Origin of the sequence: Citrobacter sp. XT1-2-2 (assembly GCF_023516235.1) — a bacterium.
GTDB classification, from domain to species: Bacteria; Pseudomonadota; Gammaproteobacteria; order Enterobacterales; family Enterobacteriaceae; genus Citrobacter; species Citrobacter werkmanii.
The window spans coordinates 523,738-542,426 of the sequence record NZ_CP097324.1 but is presented as its reverse complement, the minus strand read 5'-3'; the positions used below and the strand labels follow the sequence as shown (position 1 = coordinate 542,426).

12 protein-coding genes are annotated in these 18,689 nt (G+C 54.5%); 5 read left to right on the top strand and 7 right to left on the bottom strand.

Annotated elements, in window-relative coordinates; genetic code table 11:
- Window positions 1-62 precede the first annotated feature (62 nt).
- The 4 genes from mtgA to M4I31_RS02605 all read right to left on the bottom strand — a co-directional run bounded on the left by mtgA (window position 63) and on the right by M4I31_RS02605 (window position 5,135).
- A complete protein-coding gene (gene mtgA / locus M4I31_RS02620) occupies window positions 63-782 on the bottom strand; it encodes a monofunctional biosynthetic peptidoglycan transglycosylase (protein WP_038634281.1) in 720 nt (239 codons plus the stop codon).
- Window positions 779-1,432, bottom strand: a complete 654-nt coding sequence (gene elbB, locus M4I31_RS02615) for an isoprenoid biosynthesis glyoxalase ElbB (RefSeq protein ID WP_038634284.1) — start codon at window positions 1,430-1,432, stop codon at window positions 779-781. The genes mtgA and elbB overlap by 4 nt, the downstream gene beginning before the upstream one ends.
- Before the next feature lie 229 nt (window positions 1,433-1,661).
- Window positions 1,662-3,998, bottom strand: coding sequence for an aerobic respiration two-component sensor histidine kinase ArcB (gene arcB, locus M4I31_RS02610; protein ID WP_069324404.1), 2,337 nt, complete (start codon window positions 3,996-3,998; stop codon window positions 1,662-1,664).
- A 207-nt stretch (window positions 3,999-4,205) separates the two neighbouring features.
- Window positions 4,206-5,135, bottom strand: a complete 930-nt coding sequence (locus M4I31_RS02605) for a TIGR01212 family radical SAM protein (protein ID WP_110496730.1) — start codon at window positions 5,133-5,135, stop codon at window positions 4,206-4,208.
- Window positions 5,136-5,818: 683 nt separating this feature from the next.
- Between M4I31_RS02605 and gltB the strand changes: the two genes are divergently transcribed.
- From gltB to M4I31_RS02580, 5 genes are all read left to right on the top strand, one after another.
- The gene (gltB, locus tag M4I31_RS02600; protein ID WP_069324406.1) at window positions 5,819-10,279 is read left to right on the top strand and encodes a glutamate synthase large subunit; all 4,461 of its coding nucleotides are present in this window, start codon (window positions 5,819-5,821) and stop codon (window positions 10,277-10,279) included.
- 12 nt (window positions 10,280-10,291) lie between these two features.
- Window positions 10,292-11,710 (top strand): glutamate synthase small subunit, encoded by a 1,419-nt coding sequence (locus M4I31_RS02595; RefSeq protein ID WP_038634296.1) that lies wholly within the window; start codon window positions 10,292-10,294, stop codon window positions 11,708-11,710.
- A 204-nt stretch (window positions 11,711-11,914) separates the two neighbouring features.
- A complete protein-coding gene (locus tag M4I31_RS02590; protein WP_176281242.1) occupies window positions 11,915-13,012 on the top strand; it encodes a YhcG family protein in 1,098 nt (365 codons plus the stop codon).
- Window positions 13,013-13,128: 116 nt separating this feature from the next.
- The gene (gene codB, locus M4I31_RS02585) at window positions 13,129-14,382 is read left to right on the top strand and encodes a cytosine permease (RefSeq protein WP_085048636.1); all 1,254 of its coding nucleotides are present in this window, start codon (window positions 13,129-13,131) and stop codon (window positions 14,380-14,382) included.
- On the top strand, window positions 14,369-15,649 hold the full coding sequence (locus M4I31_RS02580) for a cytosine deaminase (protein WP_085048635.1): 1,281 nt from the start codon (window positions 14,369-14,371) through the stop codon (window positions 15,647-15,649). The genes codB and M4I31_RS02580 overlap by 14 nt, the downstream gene beginning before the upstream one ends.
- 60 nt (window positions 15,650-15,709) lie before the next feature.
- Here the strand turns inward: M4I31_RS02580 and nanQ are convergent, their stop codons facing one another.
- From nanQ to nanT, 3 genes are all read right to left on the bottom strand, one after another.
- Window positions 15,710-16,177 (bottom strand): N-acetylneuraminate anomerase, encoded by a 468-nt coding sequence (nanQ, locus tag M4I31_RS02575; RefSeq protein WP_038642896.1) that lies wholly within the window; start codon window positions 16,175-16,177, stop codon window positions 15,710-15,712.
- A gap of 2 nt (window positions 16,178-16,179) precedes the next feature.
- On the bottom strand, window positions 16,180-17,049 hold the full coding sequence (gene nanK, locus M4I31_RS02570) for an N-acetylmannosamine kinase (RefSeq protein ID WP_085048634.1): 870 nt from the start codon (window positions 17,047-17,049) through the stop codon (window positions 16,180-16,182).
- A 106-nt stretch (window positions 17,050-17,155) separates the two neighbouring features.
- Complete coding sequence (nanT, locus tag M4I31_RS02565; RefSeq protein WP_038634306.1) at window positions 17,156-18,646, bottom strand: sialic acid transporter NanT; 1,491 nt, start codon at window positions 18,644-18,646, stop codon at window positions 17,156-17,158.
- Window positions 18,647-18,689 lie beyond the last annotated feature (43 nt).

Below are 18,689 nucleotides of genomic sequence, written 5' to 3'. Positions count from 1 at the left end.
GTACACAGAACGTAGCCAGTAGGCCGGATAAGGCGTTTACGCCGCATCCGGCAATAACTCCGCTAATACAGCTTATTTTCCCGCATAAACGACTCACCGCCTAACTGGCGCATTTGGCGCATAATCCACGCCTGACGGCTACGCACATAACCCGAAGGCGCATTCGCTTTAAAACGTAAAGGATTAGGTAGGACCGCCGCCAGCAAGGCCGCTTCAGACATACTTAAGCGACTGGCAGGTTTATGAAAATACCGCTGCGCCGCCGCCTCCACGCCAAAAATGCCGTCGCCAAACTCCGCAACGTTCAGATAGACGGTCAGAATACGTTTCTTGCTCCAGACCGTTTCCATCCCCAGCGTGAGCCCGGCTTCAAGGCCCTTACGCACCCAGCTACGTCCATCCCACAGAAAGAGGTTTTTTGCCGTCTGTTGCGATAACGTTGACGCCCCGCGAATACGGTTTTCATTACGTTCATTATGCGCCAGCGCTTTCTCGATGGCAGAGACATCAAATCCCCAATGGTCAGGGAACTTCTGGTCCTCGGCGGCAATCACCGCCAGTCCCATCCACGGTGAGATCTCATCCATACTCACCCAGTCCGAATGCGCCACATACCCGAAATCACCGGATAACCATGCGCCCAGTTGCCGCTCGACCATCACCGCCGAGAACGGCACCGGCATCACGCTGAAAAGGGCGATACCCCCGCCCCAGAATACGGCGAGGACGATAACCGCCCGTAGAAAGATACGCCGCAGAAAAGCGGTAACGCCTGTTCTCATTCAACCAACACCAGCACACGCGAGACCAGTTTATCGATGCCACTCGCGGCCTGAGCGATATCCTGCGCCAGCATATAGGCGGGCGTGGTGACAATTTTGTTGTCTTCATCAACGACAATGTCATCAACCGGACAAGGCACATGTTCAGCGCCCATCTCCTCCAGTACCTCTGCCGTATCGATATCCGTGCCAATGGTCAGACGCAGCGGAAAATCAAAAATTTTGGGTAACATGGCGGGCGCAATACACATAAATCCCAACGGTTTCCCCATCTGATGCATGGCAACTGCCAGCGCGGCTAAATCACTGTCAACCCGGCATTCGCTGCCCTGGCTGGCAAAATTACTCAGATTTTTGGCGGCGCCAAACCCACCTGGCACGATCAACGCATCCAGTTCCGTTGAAACCGCCTGAGCAAGCGGGCGAATCTCGCCGCGTGTGAGGCGAGCGGCTTCAATCAGGACATTGCGTGTTTCCGGCATCGGCTCACCGGTCAGATGATTAATCACATCAGCTTGTTGTTTATCCGGTGCGAAGCAGACGGCCTGCGCGCCATTGCGGGCAATGGCCAGCAGCGTGAGTACGGTTTCATGGATCTCTGCACCGTCATACACACCGCATCCGCTGAGCACGACTCCCACTTTTTTCATCGTGATACTCCTTTCTCAACTGGCTGAAACATATTAGTTATTATGATTTAAATGCTACGCTTCACACATTTAACTGATTCATGTAACAAATTATTTAAGATTTGCTATCTTAACTGCGTGCGGCCTGAAAAATAGGGCTGTGCCTTTGTACACAATGACAATAAGTTACGGCGCAGCCACGATTTCCCTGGTGTTGGCGCAGTATTCGCGCACCCCGGTCAAGCCGGGGTCATTTTTTTTCCACACTCGCCACCCAGGCTTTTAGTACCGCCACGTCGTGCTGCCACTCCTGCTTCATCTCTTCAATCCATTCAGCAACGTTATCTTCCCAGGCTGGAAGATCTGGCGACTGGATTTGCTGACCTAACTGTTGCAGATGGCGCAGCCCCACCGAACCTGCCGCACCTTTAATTTTATGACCTTCCTCAACCACGCCTTTTTTATCACGTGCAGTCAGATTGGATTCCAGCACGCTCAAATATCCCGGCATCATCTTCTCAAACACCGCCAGCCCGTCGGTAATTAACTTCGGTCCCACCAGCTCGAGGTATTGTTCCAACATAGGAATATCTAACAGCGCTTGCGATTTACTGCTCTCTTCAGATGTCACAGTGCTCTCCTCTTTGTTTCGGGTATCCCAGTATTTTTTGATCATGGCGGTTAAAGCCGGGACTGACAGCGGCTTACTCAGCACGTCGTCCATTCCCGCATCCAGATACTCTTTTTTATCTTTCAGAACGTTGGCGGTAAGGGCCACCAGCGGCGGCAGATCTTCACGCGCGTATTTTTGCGTAAGCTCGCGGGAGATATCCAGCCCGGTCATATCCGGTAGCTGAATATCCAGCAATACCAGGTCATATTCACCCGGCGTGAACATTTCCAGCGCGGCTTTCCCGGTCATGGCGACATCCACGCTATTACCCAGTTTTTCCAGCACTGAGCGCGCGACAATGACGTTCAGTTCAATGTCTTCCACCAGCAGGACATTCAGGGCGGGCAGCGGCATGTCATCGTCTTCAAAAGCGTCTTCAATCTCTTCCGCTACCGCAGGCGCATGCACAGTCAGCGTAAAGACAGAGCCTTTACCAGCCTGGCTGGAGACCGTAATATCGCCGCCCATATTTTTCGCCAGACGCTTTGATACGGCCAGACCAATCCCGGTTCCTGTTGCCGGTTTGCCGCCGTTACTGTCCTTCACCTGATAATACATGGCGAAGATTTTATCCTGTTCATCCTGCGGAATGCCGATCCCGGAATCTTCTACCTCGAAATGCAGCATATTCCCCTGGTCATAGCGCGCCCGCACGGTCACCTGCCCCTGCTGGGTGAACTTCACGGCGTTGCTGATCAGATTCCACAGAATCTGGCGCAAACGCGTGCCGTCGGTAATCACTTTATGCGGCAACGGTAGCGTTGGCTCAAGCACAAAACGCAGCCCTTTTTGCTGTGCCTGCAGGCCAGAGAGGTTTTCCAGATCCGCCATAAAGCTGGTGAAATCGATCGGCTGGTTATCGAGCTGGACTTTACGCCGCTCCATCTTATCCATATCGATAATATCGTTGAAAATATTGCCCAACGTCACGGCAGAGACATGGATAGTTTTCAGGTATTTTTCCTGCTCGGCGGTCAGATCCGTATCCAGCAGGATCCGGCTTAAGCCAACGATGCCGTTCAGCGGCGTACGCAGCTCGTGACTGATGGTAGAAATAAACGTGGTCTTATCGCGGCTGGCGCGTTCAAGCGCGTCCTGATAACGCTTACGTTCGGTAATATCGCGACCAAAGCCCATCAGGCCATGACGTTTACCAACGCGGTCATAGTAAGGCACTTTACGAATTTCAAAGCAGGCTTTGCGTCCATCCGGATAGTCCAGCCACTGTTCATAGGTGAGCGAGACGTTATGACGAAACACCTTCTCGTCGGTCTCAATAACTTTTTCAGCCGCCTCAGGGGAGTAAACGTCAGCCGGTTTCAAATTCACCAGTTGCTTTTCGCTCTTGCCGGTCAGCAACTCCATGGCGCGGTTACAGCCGGAAAATTCTTTATCTTCATTACGATAAAAGACCAGGTCCGGCGAGGCATCAAGGAAAGAGCGTAAAAATGAAGACTGTTGCTCAAGCTGAATCTGCGCTTCTTCGCGCTCTTTGATTTCGACCTTCAGTTGCTCAAACGTTTCCTGGCGCTCCGCTTCAGCTTTTTCGCGCTCAACAATTTCCTGATTGAGCTGGGCGATATTATCTTTCAACTGCACATTGAGCTTGAGATCGCGCTCGCGCATCTCTTCCAGCTTTTGCACCAGCCGTGACAGACGCTGCCGGGACTCCTCCAGTTGCTCCACCACCACTGACAAAAAATAGACGGCCCAGGGGGTAATTAACAGACCAAAAAAGATAGAGCGGATGACATCAATGCTTTCTACCTGGCCATGCAGCACCATGGTGACAGCCATTTGCACCACAATTGCCAACACGACCAAAGCCAGCGCTAATAGCAGCGAAAAGCGCACCAGACCTAACTTCATCATCAGGTCGACATAGTATTGCGCCAGCATACGAATTTGCTTCATAGAGGGTTCCTTCACGACAACTTGGCACAATAATACTCAATTCTCAGCGTGACGTTGAAGATTGTGCAAGAAATGCGGCGGTTATCGGTGAAATGACCGGGTAGGCGGTAGGCCGGATAAGTTCATCGTAGGCCTGATAAGCGAAGCGCCATCAGGCAAGCAGGCGCAGATTGCCTGATGGCGGCTTTGCCTTATCAGGCCTACATACTAGCTCCCCAGTTGCACCCACGGCGTACCCAGCGCCGAGCCTTGCACGCCGTGCTCGTTAAGGTACTTATCCAGTTCGACCATCCCCGTCCAGCGATTTTCACACCATAGCGGCGCCAACAGCGTTGGGCGACGCGCGCTGGCGGAAATACGATGATAAATCACCTCCGGCGGCGTATGGCGGATCATCTCCCCTGCGGTAATCGTGTAGTCGTCCAGTTCAATCCCGTTCAGCCGCCCGGCTTCCCAGGCTTTCGCCATCGTACTGCCTTTCACAATATGCAGCGGATGCAGCTTAATACCGTCAACGCCCGTCTCCACCACACGTTCCATGGTTTGCAGACATTCTGCCTGCCCTTCTCCCGGCAGACCGACGATCAGATGCGAGCACACTTTCAGCCCGCGCTCGCGCGCCAGCCGCGTGGTGTTTTGGTAGCAGGCGAAATCATGGCCGCGGTTAATTCGGTGTAGGGTTTTGTCATGCGCGGTTTGCAGGCCGAGCTCCAGCCACACTTCATAGCCCAGGTCTTTATACTCACAAAGCAGATCAAGCACCGCTTCCGGCACACAGTCGGGGCGCGTCCCAACGCATAACCCAACGATACTGGCCTGGCTGACCGCCTGTTGATACATCGAACGCAGCACCTGTACTTCAGCAAAGGTGCTGGTGTAGGCCTGGAAATAGGCCAGATAGCGTTTCGCGCGATTGACCAGGTGCGCCTGATGTTCAAGCTGCTCGGCAATGGAATGGTGCTGCTGCGCTTCATCGGCAAACGAGGCGACATTACAGAAAGTACATCCGCCGCGCCCGATGGTGCCATCGCGATTTGGACAGCTAAAGCCGCCGTGCAGCGTGAGTTTATGAACCTTTTGTCCATAACGGCGAGAAAGATCCCCACCAAACATATTGACTAATTTCTGTAACTGCATAATCTGGTAGACCGCGCCTTGAAAAGAGGCCAAAGCCTGCCATTTTTTGCCCCAGTCGGCGATGACCTGGATCAATCGCCCTGGCGAGCCTTTATTTATTGCATAACAAATCAAAATAATCGAAATTTCATTCACTAAAAAGGTAATTACTTTTCCTTATATTCGACTCTTTTTTTTATCTTCTTATACTCTTTGCATAAAAACAGTATCTTTAAGACGCCAAAACTTTAAAAACCAGCATAAAATGCCAAGCATCTTGATAAACAAAGGCAGGACGAGGGATATACAGCCGTTCTGACAGTGAGACAGATCACACTTCCCTGACCGTTCCCCCTACGTTAAACCTATGTAAAAAACCCTTTTATTTCAGCAATTTCATAAAGTTAATTGCCCCATAGCACATTTTTGCATAAATAAGATTGCCATTTGACCTGTGTGTGGATTCCCGATAACGTGGAACTCCGCTGGAAGCTTTCTGGATGAGCAGCCTGCTCATCATATTTATGCAGTAATTGAGATTCCCTCTGAAGCAAGTCCTCAAACTTGTTTGACCTGTGCGAAAAGGATAAAGAGGGCGAATGCGAGGTAAGCGTATGCACGCAAACCCCGTCGCCATGCTCTTGGTGTGCCCGTGCGCAACGGTTCAGATGGGAATCCCGCAGAGCCTGGGGAGGTTCACTCATATGTTGTACGATAAATCTCTTGAGAGGGATAACTGTGGTTTCGGCCTGATCGCCCACATAGAAGGCGAACCTAGCCACAAGGTAGTGCGTACCGCCATACACGCACTGGCCCGCATGCAGCACCGTGGCGCAATTCTTGCCGATGGAAAAACCGGCGATGGTTGTGGCCTGCTGTTACAAAAACCGGATCGCTTTTTCCGCATCGTGGCGCAAGAGCGCGGCTGGCGTTTAGCCAAAAATTACGCCGTCGGCATGATCTTTTTAAATAAAGACGCTGAACTGGCGGCAGCCTCTCGTCGCATAGTCGAAGAAGAATTACAGCAGGAGACCCTGTCGATTGTCGGCTGGCGCGACGTGCCGACCAACGAAGGTGTTCTCGGTGAAATCGCTCTATCCTCCCTGCCTCGTATTGAGCAAATTTTCGTTAACGCCCCTGCGGGTTGGCGCCCACGTGATATGGAACGCCGCCTGTTCATCGCCCGCCGTCGTATTGAAAAACGCCTCCTGCAAGATAAAGACTTCTACGTCTGTAGCCTGTCGAACCTGGTCAATATCTATAAAGGTCTGTGTATGCCGGCGGATCTGCCGCGCTTTTACCTGGACCTCGCGGACCTGCGTCTGGAATCGGCCATCTGCCTGTTCCACCAGCGCTTCTCCACCAACACCGTGCCGCGCTGGCCGCTGGCGCAGCCGTTCCGCTACCTGGCGCACAATGGCGAAATCAACACCATCACAGGTAACCGCCAGTGGGCGCGCGCCCGTACCTATAAATTCCAGACGCCACTGATCCCTGACCTGCATGACGCGGCGCCGTTCGTCAACGAAACCGGCTCCGACTCCAGCTCCATGGATAACATGCTGGAGCTGCTGCTGGCGGGCGGGATGGACATCATCCGCGCCATGCGCTTACTGGTGCCGCCGGCCTGGCAGAACAACCCGGATATGGATCCGGAGCTGCGCGCGTTCTTTGACTTCAACTCTATGCACATGGAACCGTGGGACGGCCCGGCGGGCATCGTCATGTCCGATGGTCGCTTTGCCGCCTGTAACCTCGATCGTAACGGCCTGCGCCCGGCGCGCTACGTCATCACCAAAGACAAGCTGATTACCTGCGCCTCTGAAGTCGGGATCTGGGATTATCAGCCGGATGAAGTGGTGGAAAAAGGCCGCGTCGGCCCTGGCGAGCTGATGGTTATCGACACCCGCAGCGGCCGCATTCTGCACTCAGCGGAAACCGATAATGACCTGAAAAGCCGCCACCCCTACAAAGAGTGGATGGAGAAAAACGTTCGTCGCCTGGTGCCGTTCGAAGAGCTGGCTGACGATCAGGTCGGCAGCCGCGAGCTGGACGATGATACCCTCGCCAGCTACCAGAAACAGTTTAACTACAGCGCCGAAGAGCTGGATTCCGTCATTCGCGTGCTCGGTGAAAACGGCCAGGAAGCGGTCGGCTCAATGGGTGACGATACCCCGTTTGCCGTGCTGTCCAGCCAGCCGCGCATCATTTATGACTACTTCCGTCAGCAGTTCGCGCAGGTGACTAACCCGCCGATCGACCCGCTGCGTGAAGCGCACGTTATGTCGCTGGCCACCAGCATCGGTCGCGAAATGAACGTCTTCTGCGAAGCCGAAGGTCAGGCACACCGTCTGAGCTTTAAATCACCGATCCTGCTGTACTCCGATTTCACCCAGCTCACCACCATGAAAGAGGAGCATTATCGCGCTGACCGGCTGGATATCACCTTTGATGTGACCGAAACCACGCTTGAAGAGACCGTCAAAGCCTTGTGCGATAAGGCGGAACAGATGGTACGTAACGGCACGGTACTGCTGGTGCTCTCTGACCGTAACATCGCGAAAAACCGCTTGCCGGTTCCGGCACCGATGGCCGTGGGCGCAGTGCAAACGCGTCTGGTAGAACAAAGCCTGCGTTGCGACGCCAACATCATCGTTGAAACGGCGAGCGCGCGTGACCCGCACCACTTCGCGGTGCTGCTCGGCTTCGGTGCGACGGCCATTTATCCGTATCTGGCCTATGAAACGCTGGGGCGTCTGATCGACACTCAGGCGATTGCCAAAGATTACCGGACCGTGATGCTGAACTACCGTAACGGCATCAACAAAGGTCTGTACAAGATCATGTCCAAAATGGGCATCTCAACCATCGCCTCTTACCGCTGCTCGAAGCTGTTTGAAGCCGTTGGTCTGCACGATGATGTCGTGGCGCTATGCTTCCAGGGCGTAGTCAGCCGCATCAGCGGCGCAGCTTTTACCGACTTCCAGCAGGATCTGCTAAACCTCTCGAAACATGCCTGGCTGGTGCGGAAACCGATTAGCCAGGGCGGTTTGCTGAAGTACGTCCACGGCGGCGAATACCACGCTTACAACCCGGACGTGGTACGCACGCTGCAACAGGCTGTACAAAGCGGCGAATACAGCGACTATCAGGAATATGCCAAGCTGGTCAATGAGCGTCCGGCGGCCACGCTGCGCGATCTGCTGGCGATTACGCCTGGCGATGAAGCCGTGAGCATTGACGAGGTAGAGCCCGCGAGCGAATTATTTAAACGCTTTGATACCGCAGCCATGTCTATCGGCGCATTAAGCCCGGAAGCACATGAGGCGCTGGCGGAAGCGATGAACAGCATCGGCGGTAACTCTAACTCCGGCGAAGGCGGCGAAGATCCTGCGCGTTATGGCACCAACAAGGTATCGCGTATTAAGCAGGTGGCTTCCGGTCGCTTTGGCGTAACCCCGGCGTACCTGGTCAACGCCGACGTCATTCAGATTAAAGTCGCTCAGGGCGCGAAGCCGGGCGAAGGCGGTCAGTTGCCGGGTGATAAAGTTACCCCGTACATCGCCAAACTGCGCTATTCGGTGCCGGGGGTGACGCTGATCTCCCCGCCGCCGCACCACGATATCTACTCTATCGAGGACTTAGCGCAGCTGATTTTCGACCTTAAACAGGTTAACCCGAAAGCGATGATCTCGGTGAAGCTGGTGTCCGAACCGGGTGTCGGCACCATCGCTACCGGCGTGGCAAAAGCCTATGCGGATCTGATCACCATCGCCGGCTACGACGGCGGCACCGGCGCAAGCCCGCTCTCCTCTGTGAAATATGCGGGCTGCCCATGGGAGCTGGGTCTGGTGGAAACCCAGCAGGCGTTGGTCGCCAACGGTCTGCGTCATAAGATTCGTCTGCAGGTCGATGGCGGTCTGAAAACCGGCGTGGATATCATTAAAGCGGCGATTCTTGGCGCGGAAAGCTTTGGTTTCGGCACCGGCCCAATGGTCGCGCTGGGCTGTAAATACCTGCGTATTTGCCATCTGAATAACTGCGCAACCGGCGTGGCAACTCAGGACGACAAACTGCGTAAGAACCACTATCACGGTCTGCCGTTCAAAGTGACCAACTACTTTGAATTTATCGCCCGCGAAGTGCGCGAGCTGATGGCCGAGCTGGGCGTGAAACGACTGGTGGATCTGATTGGTCGTACCGACCTGCTCAAAGAGCTGGAAGGGTTTACCGCCAAACAGCAGAAGCTGGAGCTGTCGCGTCTGCTGGAAACCGCCGAGCCGCATCCTGGTAAGGCGTTGTTCTGCACCGAGAACAACCCGCCGTTTGATAACGGCGTGCTGAACGCACAGCTACTGCAACAGGCAAAACCGTATGTCGACGAGCGCCAGAGCAAAACCTTCTGGTTCGATATCCGCAACACCGACCGTTCCGTCGGCGCGTCGCTGTCTGGCTATATTGCCCAAACCCACGGCGATCAGGGCCTGGCATCTGACCCAATTAAAGCGCACTTCAACGGTACTGCAGGCCAGAGCTTTGGCGTGTGGAACGCGGGCGGCGTCGAGCTGTATCTGACCGGCGATGCCAACGACTATGTCGGCAAAGGTATGGCGGGCGGCCTTATCGCGATTCGTCCGCCAATAGGTTCCGCATTTCTCAGTCATAAAGCGAGCATCATCGGTAATACCTGCCTGTACGGCGCCACCGGCGGTCGTCTGTTTGCGGCAGGTCGTGCGGGCGAGCGCTTTGCGGTGCGTAACTCCGGCGCAATCACCGTGGTGGAAGGTATCGGCGACAACGGCTGCGAATACATGACCGGCGGCATCGTCTGTATTCTCGGCAAAACGGGCGTTAACTTCGGGGCAGGCATGACGGGCGGATTCGCCTACGTACTGGATGAAGATGGCGATTTCCGCAAGCGCGTGAACCCGGAACTGGTGGAAGTGCTGGACGTTGATTCTCTTGCCATTCACGAAGAACACCTGCGCGGTCTGATTACCGAGCACGTACAACATACCGGCTCTTCACGCGGCGAAGAGATCCTGGCTAACTGGCCAGCATTCTCAGCGAAATTCGCGCTGGTAAAACCAAAATCCAGTGATGTGAAAGCACTGTTGGGTCACCGTAGTCGTAGCGCAGCAGAGCTGCGTGTGCAGGCGCAGTAAGGGGTAGCAGCAATGAGTCAGAACGTATACCAATTTATCGACCTGCAGCGTGTTGATCCGCCTAAGAAACCGCTGAAGATCCGTAAGATCGAGTTTATCGAGATCTACGAGCCTTTTTCTGAAGGCCAGGCGAAAGCGCAGGCGGATCGCTGCCTGTCCTGCGGCAACCCGTACTGCGAGTGGAAGTGCCCGGTGCATAACTACATCCCAAACTGGCTGAAGCTGGCCAACGAGGGGCGTATTTTTGAAGCGGCTGAGCTGTCACACCAGACCAACACCCTGCCGGAAGTTTGCGGCCGCGTCTGCCCGCAGGATCGTCTGTGTGAAGGATCCTGTACCCTGAATGACGAGTTCGGCGCGGTGACCATCGGTAACATCGAGCGCTATATCAACGATAAAGCGTTCGAAATGGGCTGGCGCCCGGATATGACCGGTGTGCGCCAGACGGACAAACGCGTGGCGATTATCGGTGCGGGGCCGGCGGGCCTGGCCTGCGCTGATGTGCTAACCCGCAACGGCGTGAAGGCAGTGGTGTTTGATCGTCATCCGGAGATCGGTGGTCTGCTGACCTTCGGCATTCCGGCTTTCAAGCTGGAGAAAGAGGTCATGACCCGCCGCCGTGAAATCTTCACCGGCATGGGTATTGAGTTCAAACTCAACGTGGAAGTGGGCCGTGACGTCCAGCTCGACGACCTGCTGAAGGATTACGACGCGGTATTCCTTGGCGTAGGTACCTATCAGTCGATGCGCGGCGGACTGGAGAACGAAGACGCTTCCGGCGTATTCGACGCCCTGCCATTCCTGATCGCCAATACTAAACAGTTGATGGGCTTTGGCGAAAGCAGCGACGAGCCGTACATCAGCATGGAAGGCAAACGCGTCGTCGTTCTCGGCGGTGGCGATACGGCAATGGACTGCGTGCGCACTTCGGTTCGCCAGAACGCAGCACACGTAATCTGCGCCTATCGCCGCGACGAAGAGAACATGCCGGGTTCCAAGCGCGAAGTGAAAAACGCGCGTGAAGAAGGCGTGGAATTCCAGTTCAACGTCCAGCCGTTAGGCGTGGAAGTGAATGCCAACGGTAAAGTATGCGGCGTGAAAATGGCGCGTACCGAAATGGGCGAACCGGATGCGAAGGGTCGTCGCCGCGCGGAGATCGTCGCCGGTTCCGAGCACGTTGTACCGGCGGATGCGGTGGTACTGGCGTTTGGTTTCCGTCCGCACAGTATGGAATGGCTGGCAAAACACAGCGTCGAACTGGATTCTCAGGGCCGGATTATCGCCCCTGAGCGCAGTGACATCGCCTTTCAGACCAGCAACCCGAAAATCTTCGCCGGTGGCGATATCGTGCGCGGTTCTGATCTGGTGGTCACCGCGATTGCCGAAGGTCGTAAAGCGGCTGACGGGATTCTGAATTATCTGGAAGTGTAAAAAAACCTTCTCTGGCCCCTGTCCACGTTTGCGGACAGGGGCTTTTTTTCTCCGTATTTCTTCGCCATTCTTTGAAAGCTACTCGCAATTAAGACTGTAAGCCTTTGTAATTACTAGAACGCGGATTGACCACTCAATCACCCGGGCGTATTGATCGCGGCATATTTTACACCGCAACTTTCACGAAAGGGATGAAGTATGACCATGCAGACGTCACTTCAGGATGCAGATGACTATCAGCAAATCCATAACGGAATTGTTCAACTGCTGGACACCGCGCGGATACAAACCGTTCGCAGCATCAACACCATCATGACAGCAACCTATTGGGAAATGGGTCGACGCATTGTTGAATTTGAACAAGGCGGTGAAGCCAGAGCAACTTATGGTGAACAGCTAATTGATCGTTTATCACAGGATTTAAGCCAAAGATATAAACGAGGTTTTTCTGCCAGTAATCTATGGCAATTTAAAAAATTTTATCTTTATTTTCATAGAATTGAGATTCTCCAGACAGTGTCTGGAGAATCTCACCATTTGGCGCAACTGGCTAAATCTTTCCCACTACCCTGGTCGGCGTATGTCCGCCTCTTGTCGGTTAAAAATCCCGATGCCCGCAATTTTTATGAAAAAGAGACGCTACGTAACGGCTGGTCAGTGCGGCAACTCGATCGACAAATCGCCACTCTATTTTACGAACGAACGCTACTGTCTCACGACAAATCCGCCATGTTGCAGCATCCAACACCCGCCGAGCCAAACGTCTTGCCGGAGCAAGCCATACGCGACCCGTTCATTCTGGAATTTCTTAATCTGAAGGACGAGTATTCCGAGTCGGATCTCGAAGACGCGCTGCTCAGCCACCTGATGGACTTTATGCTGGAGCTCGGTGACGATTTTGCTTTTGTCGGTCGCCAGCGACGATTACGCATAGACGATAGCTGGTTCCGCGTCGATCTGCTGTTCTTCCACCGCCGTTTGCGCTGCCTGTTGCTCGTTGACCTGAAGGTAGGCAAATTCAGTTATGCCGACGCCGGACAAATGAACATGTACCTGAACTATGCCAAAGAGCACTGGACAATGCCTGGAGAAAACCCGCCAGTCGGCTTGGTTTTGTGCGCAGGAAAAGGCTCGGGGGAAGCGTATTACGCGCTGAACGGCCTACCGAATACCATCATGGCGAGCGAGTATAAGGTGCAGTTACCCGACGAAAAATTACTCGCAGACGAACTCATTCGTTCGCAAACCATGCTGGAAACTCAACTCACACACGGTGGTTCACTGACGACGGAGAAAAATTAGCGAAACCATTAACCCCATGAATAATCATCAAGAAAACATCACACGAAAACGTTTGCTTTATTCTGAGAACTGTATATTATGCGGCGGATTTTTTGGGCAAAATTCATGGAGGCGTTGTGTCGCAGGACAACAATTATAGCCAGGGCCCCGTCCCTCTGGCGGCGCGGAAAGGCGTGATACCACTAACGTTTGTTATGTTGGGGCTCACATTTTTTTCCGCCAGTATGTGGACCGGTGGCACACTCGGTACCGGTCTTTCTTATAATGATTTCTTCCTCGCAGTTCTCTTCGGTAATCTTCTCCTCGGTATTTACACTGCATTTCTCGGTTTCATCGGCGCAAAAACCGGACTCTCCACCCACCTCCTTGCTCGTTACTCATTTGGCGTGAAGGGTTCCTGGCTTCCTTCACTGCTATTAGGCGGCACCCAGGTAGGCTGGTTTGGCGTGGGTGTGGCCATGTTTGCCATCCCGGTTGGCAAAGCGACGGGGATTGACGTCAATATCCTGATTGCGGTTTCCGGTCTGCTTATGACGATGACTATCTTTTTTGGCATCTCGGCCCTGACCATTTTATCTATCATCGCTGTGCCCGCCATCGTCATTCTTGGCAGCTACTCCGTCTGGCTTGCGGTGAGCGATGTCGGCGGTTTAGACCATTTAAAAGCGATTGCGCCGCAAACGCCGCTTAATTTCTCCACCGCTCTGGCGCTGGTGGTAGGCTCGTTTGTCAGCGCCGGGACGTTAACTGCTGACTTCGTTCGCTTTGGCCGCAATGCCAAAGGCGCGGTGCTGATTGCCATGGTCGCTTTTTTCCTTGGCAACTCGTTGATGTTTATCTTCGGTGCGGCGGGCGCTGCTGCAGTCGGACAAGCAGATATTTCTGACGTGATGATAGCCCAGGGCCTGCTGCTGCCAGCAATTGTGGTGCTCGGCCTGAATATCTGGACCACTAATGACAATGCGCTGTACGCATCGGGTCTGGGATTTGCCAATATTACCGGCCTTTCCAGCCGTACGCTGTCGGTGGCTAACGGCATTATCGGCACACTGTGCGCGCTGTGGCTTTACAATAACTTTGTTGGCTGGCTAACATTTCTGTCGGCAGCGATTCCGCCGATTGGCGGGGTGATTATCGCCGACTATCTGCTGAACCATCGCCGATATGCCGATTTCAGCAAAGCACGATTTATGACCGTCAACTGGATAGCTATTTTGTCCGTTGCGCTGGGCATCGCCGCCGGTCACTATATTCCCGGTATTGTGCCAGTCAACGCCGTACTCGGCGGCGTATTCAGCTATATCCTGCTGAATCCACTTTTCAATCGCAGCCTTGCTAAATCACCAGAGGTCAGCCATGCAGAACAATAACATCACCATCCGTCAGGCGCGTTTACAGGGACGCGAAGGATTATGGCAGCTCACGATTGAAAACGGGCGCTTCAGCCGGATTGAGCCTCAGGACGCAGCTCCATTGCCGCAGGGCGAAGTACTTGATGCCGAGGGTGGTCTGGCAATCCCACCGTTCGTTGAGCCACATATCCATCTGGATACCACGCAAACCGCGGGTGAGCCGAGCTGGAACCAGTCTGGTACGTTGTTTGAGGGTATTGAACGCTGGGCCGAGCGTAAGGCAATGCTGACTCACGAAGACGTAAAAGCGCGCGCGATGCAAACCCTGAAATGGCAGATGGCTAATGGCATCCAGTATGTCCGTACCCACGTTGACGTTTCCGATCCTACGCTAACGGCTTTGAAAGCCATGCTGGAAGTGAAGCAAGAGGTCGCGCCGTGGGTAGAGCTGCAAATTGTCGCATTCCCGCAAGAAGGTATTCTGTCTTATCCCAACGGTGAAGCGCTGTTAGAGGAAGCCGTGCGTTTGGGGGCCGATGTCATCGGCGCGATTCCCCACTTTGAATTTACGCGTGAATATGGCGTGGAGTCGCTGCACAAAATCTTCGCCCTGGCGCAAAAATACGACCGACTTATCGATGTGCACTGCGACGAAATTGACGATGAGCAATCACGCTTTGTTGAAACCGTCGCGGCGCTGGCGCATCGCTACAATATGGGCGAGCGCGTGACTGCCAGTCATACCACGGCAATGCACTCCTATAACGGCGCATATGCTTCCCGTCTTTTCCGCCTGTTGAAAATGTCCGGCATTAACTTTGTCGCCAATCCACTGGTGAATATTCACCTGCAAGGACGCTTTGACACTTATCCTAAACGCCGCGGCGTCACGCGCGTCAAAGAGATGCTGGAATCGGAGATCAACGTCTGCTTCGGTCATGATGACGTCTTCGATCCGTGGTATCCATTAGGCACGGCAAATATGTTACAGGTGCTGCATATGGGGTTACACGTGTGCCAGCTAATGGGATACGGACAGATAAATGATGGACTGAATCTGATCACTACCCACAGCGCGAAAACCCTGCACCTGCAGGACTATGGCCTGAGCGTGGGGAACACCGCGAATCTGGTGATTTTACCGGCTGAAAATGGATTTGACGCGGTTCGTCGCCAGACGTCTGCGCGGTATTCTATTCGTCATGGGCGAGTCATAGCCGAGACAGTCCCCAGCCAAACCACGCTGCACTTGACGCAGCCGGAAGCGGTGACGTTTAAGCGCTAAATTGTTATATCCCGTGTCGGATGGCGCCAACCTTGTCATCCGACACCGTCTCTCTCATCGTCAGGCGTGTAACAAGCTGGCGCGCACCTTAATCACGACTTTTTTGATTTCCCCTGGGTCCCCCACTGCACAACCCGGTTTATGCGGTTCACCCGGCATAAAAATTGCGAATCTTCCCGGCTTTAAGGTGAGCGCCTGCTCATCGGCAATGTGATTGCACAGTTGATAATCGTCCTCAGCATGTATCTCTTCGCACTGGCGAGCAGAATCGGTCATCCCGAACAGAATGCGTTCTTCACCGGACAACAGCACCTGAATATCAATGTACTGCTGATGCAGCTCCGCTTTCTTTTGCTCTGGGCTCTGCGTGACGAACTGCATGACGTTCATAAAAATATTATCGCCCTGCAGCTCATAGCATCCTGGTACTTTCTCCTGCGGCCTTGCCGCAACGGCCAGCGTTAGCGCTTCCTGCAATACCGGATGTAATCCGGAAGAAGGCAGTGAACGCAGCTCATCGGTCATCATCATTATTCTCCCCGGGCCAACAGCGCAGCCCCCAATAATCCAGCGTCATGACGGTAATGCGCTGCCAGTAATTCCACGTGATAGGCCGCTGGCTCTTGTGCCAGATAATGTTCCACCAGCGCCAGATACCCTTCAGCCAGCCCAACGCTGCCGCCAATGACCATGCACTGGCAATCGGTCATGGCCTTCACATCAGCGACAAGCCTTGCCAATGTTCGCGCTGAGCGATGGATCAACTGGCTTGCCTGCTCATCACCCTGCCCGGCACGGCTAAAAATAGTTTTGGCGTCGCATCCGGCAAGCGCGCCTTCAGCAGCCGCCGCGATCCCACGACCAGATGCGATCGCTTCAACGCAGCCCACACGCCCGCAGCCACACACGGGTCCATGCGGATCGGCCAGCGTATGTCCCAGATGCCCGGCCAGACCGCCGACTCCGGTCAGCAGTTTCCCAGCACTCACTACCCCGCCGCCCACGCCGGTGGAAACAGTAATAAACACCATATCGCGATACTCGCCGCCAAGCACATGATACTCAGCCCACGCCGCGGCCTGCGCATCATTGACCGCCAGCGTCGGCAAACCGGTGAGATCTTTTAGCGTTTGCCGCAGCGGAAAATGCAGCAACCCGCCGAGGTTATGCGGATTCAGCGCCAGCAGAGAACCCTCACGGATAATCCCCGTCGAGGCGATCGCCACCCGCTTCGCCTGCTCTTGTAGTGGCGCAATCAGTGCCTGTAACGCGGCGCGCAGCGCATCCGGCGTTTTGCTGGCAGGCGTTGGCAATTCACGCCGTTCGCGGATTTGCAGACTGCTGTCCACCAGCGCGGCAGCCAGTTTGGTGCCGCCAATATCAATCGCCAGCGTAGTCATGACGCAGCCTTCTGCATCGCGGTGATAAGCTTTTTATCCCACAGCTCAAATAACGACATCGTTCTTCCCTTTCGCTAGTTGCCCGGTTTAGCGCCGGGCAACCCGATTAACTTTTGGATTTCACCATGGTGCTTTTGTCACCGCCGAACGGCACGGCCCCGCTAAATGGCCGACCATCGATGGCATCATGCGTGCGTAACGCCTCAGGGCGCAGCCAGCGCTGTACGCGGGACGGCATATCGAGACCAATCAGCAGGATCACCACAAATGTCAGGCCGAAGGAGAGCGATCCCAGCGCAGTACCCAGATCCAGACGTTGTGCAATCAACGCGCCGATGATCGGCGCCAGTGCCCCGCCCAGCGCCCCAACGTTGTAGGTGAAGCCCAGACCCGCAGCACGCTGGTCGGTATCGAAATAGCCGCCGATTAATTTCGGTAAGATCCCGGAGATCCCCTGACCGAGCATTTGCTGGAAAAACAGCAGCAAACCGAGTACCCAGACGTTAGAACCACCGATCGCAAACACCGGAATAATCAGCAACTGCGAGGCCAAAAGACTGCAGACATAGGCTTTACGGGTACCCAGCCAGTCGCCAAGAAACCCACCGACGCAGCAACCGACCGCCGCGCCAAAGCCGCTAAAGAAGAGCACTCTGGCAACCGTTGAGGGGTCATACATGAGTTCGGTTTTCAGATACGTGGGCAGCAGCGCCTGAATCGGCCACGAGTAAAGGAAAGCGAACAGCACGACGACCATCAGCATGACGCCCGTGGGCCAACGCTTACCGCTGCTTTGCACCATAAAGCTAATGAAGATAAATGCGCATATCAGTCCGAGAATCGCCACGATAGCCGCATTTTGCAGATTGCCCGCAAAGCAGAACCACAACGCGGTTGCGGCGGCGAGAGTCATCAGAATATTGATAACCCGATGTTCGCCCCGGTAGAGAATGTCCACCATCGTCCGCACCGGCGCTTTGCCTTCGTGTTTCTCTTTCCAGTCTTCCGCTTCCGGAATATTTTTACGCAGCCAGAGGGCGAAGATAATCGGCAGAATGCCGATAAAAAACAGCGCGCGCCATCCCCAGACCGGGACCACCAGGCTGTAAACCTGGGCGGCGACCACGGCACCAACGGAGAAACCGGAGATCAGGAAACCACTGGCTTTGTTACGCAGGTGTTTAGGCCAGCTTTCAATGACATAGGTGGCGCTGGAGCCATACTCGCCGGCCATCCCCATCCCAATAACCAGGCGGGCGATAAACATGGTGGTGTAACCCGGCGCGAAGCCGCAAGCCAGCGTCCCTACAGAGAACAGTATGATGCTGGTAACCATCGCCAGGCGGCGTCCGTAACGGTCGCCCATGGCTCCCAACATTAACCCGCCAAACCAGCGGGAGATAAAGGCGGCTGAGATCAAACTGGCAGCCTGCACCGTCGTCAGACCGAATTCGCCTTGTACTTCCGTCAGCACAAGGGCGATTAACACAAAATCAAAACCATCAAGTAAATATCCCAGCCAGGCGGCGGAAAATGCCCGCCATTGCGCCCGATTGAGATGGCGATACCACGGGATGCTCTGGGTAGAAGTACTCATTTTACTCTCCCGACGATTTTTGTTGTTGTGCCGGATAGCGGCT

Coding starts and splice junctions, on each gene's coding strand:
- gltB (WP_069324406.1), top strand. CDS start 5,819: ATGTTGTACGATAAATCTCTTGAGAGGGATAACTGTGGTTTCGGCCTG.
- nanK (WP_085048634.1), bottom strand. CDS start 17,049: ATGACTACGCTGGCGATTGATATTGGCGGCACCAAACTGGCTGCCGCG.
- elbB (WP_038634284.1), bottom strand. CDS start 1,432: ATGAAAAAAGTGGGAGTCGTGCTCAGCGGATGCGGTGTGTATGACGGT.
- arcB (WP_069324404.1), bottom strand. CDS start 3,998: ATGAAGCAAATTCGTATGCTGGCGCAATACTATGTCGACCTGATGATG.
- M4I31_RS02595 (WP_038634296.1), top strand. CDS start 10,292: ATGAGTCAGAACGTATACCAATTTATCGACCTGCAGCGTGTTGATCCG.
- M4I31_RS02605 (WP_110496730.1), bottom strand. CDS start 5,135: ATGCAGTTACAGAAATTAGTCAATATGTTTGGTGGGGATCTTTCTCGC.
- M4I31_RS02580 (WP_085048635.1), top strand. CDS start 14,369: ATGCAGAACAATAACATCACCATCCGTCAGGCGCGTTTACAGGGACGC.
- nanQ (WP_038642896.1), bottom strand. CDS start 16,177: ATGATGACCGATGAGCTGCGTTCACTGCCTTCTTCCGGATTACATCCG.
- nanT (WP_038634306.1), bottom strand. CDS start 18,646: ATGAGTACTTCTACCCAGAGCATCCCGTGGTATCGCCATCTCAATCGG.
- mtgA (WP_038634281.1), bottom strand. CDS start 782: ATGAGAACAGGCGTTACCGCTTTTCTGCGGCGTATCTTTCTACGGGCG.
- M4I31_RS02590 (WP_176281242.1), top strand. CDS start 11,915: ATGCAGACGTCACTTCAGGATGCAGATGACTATCAGCAAATCCATAAC.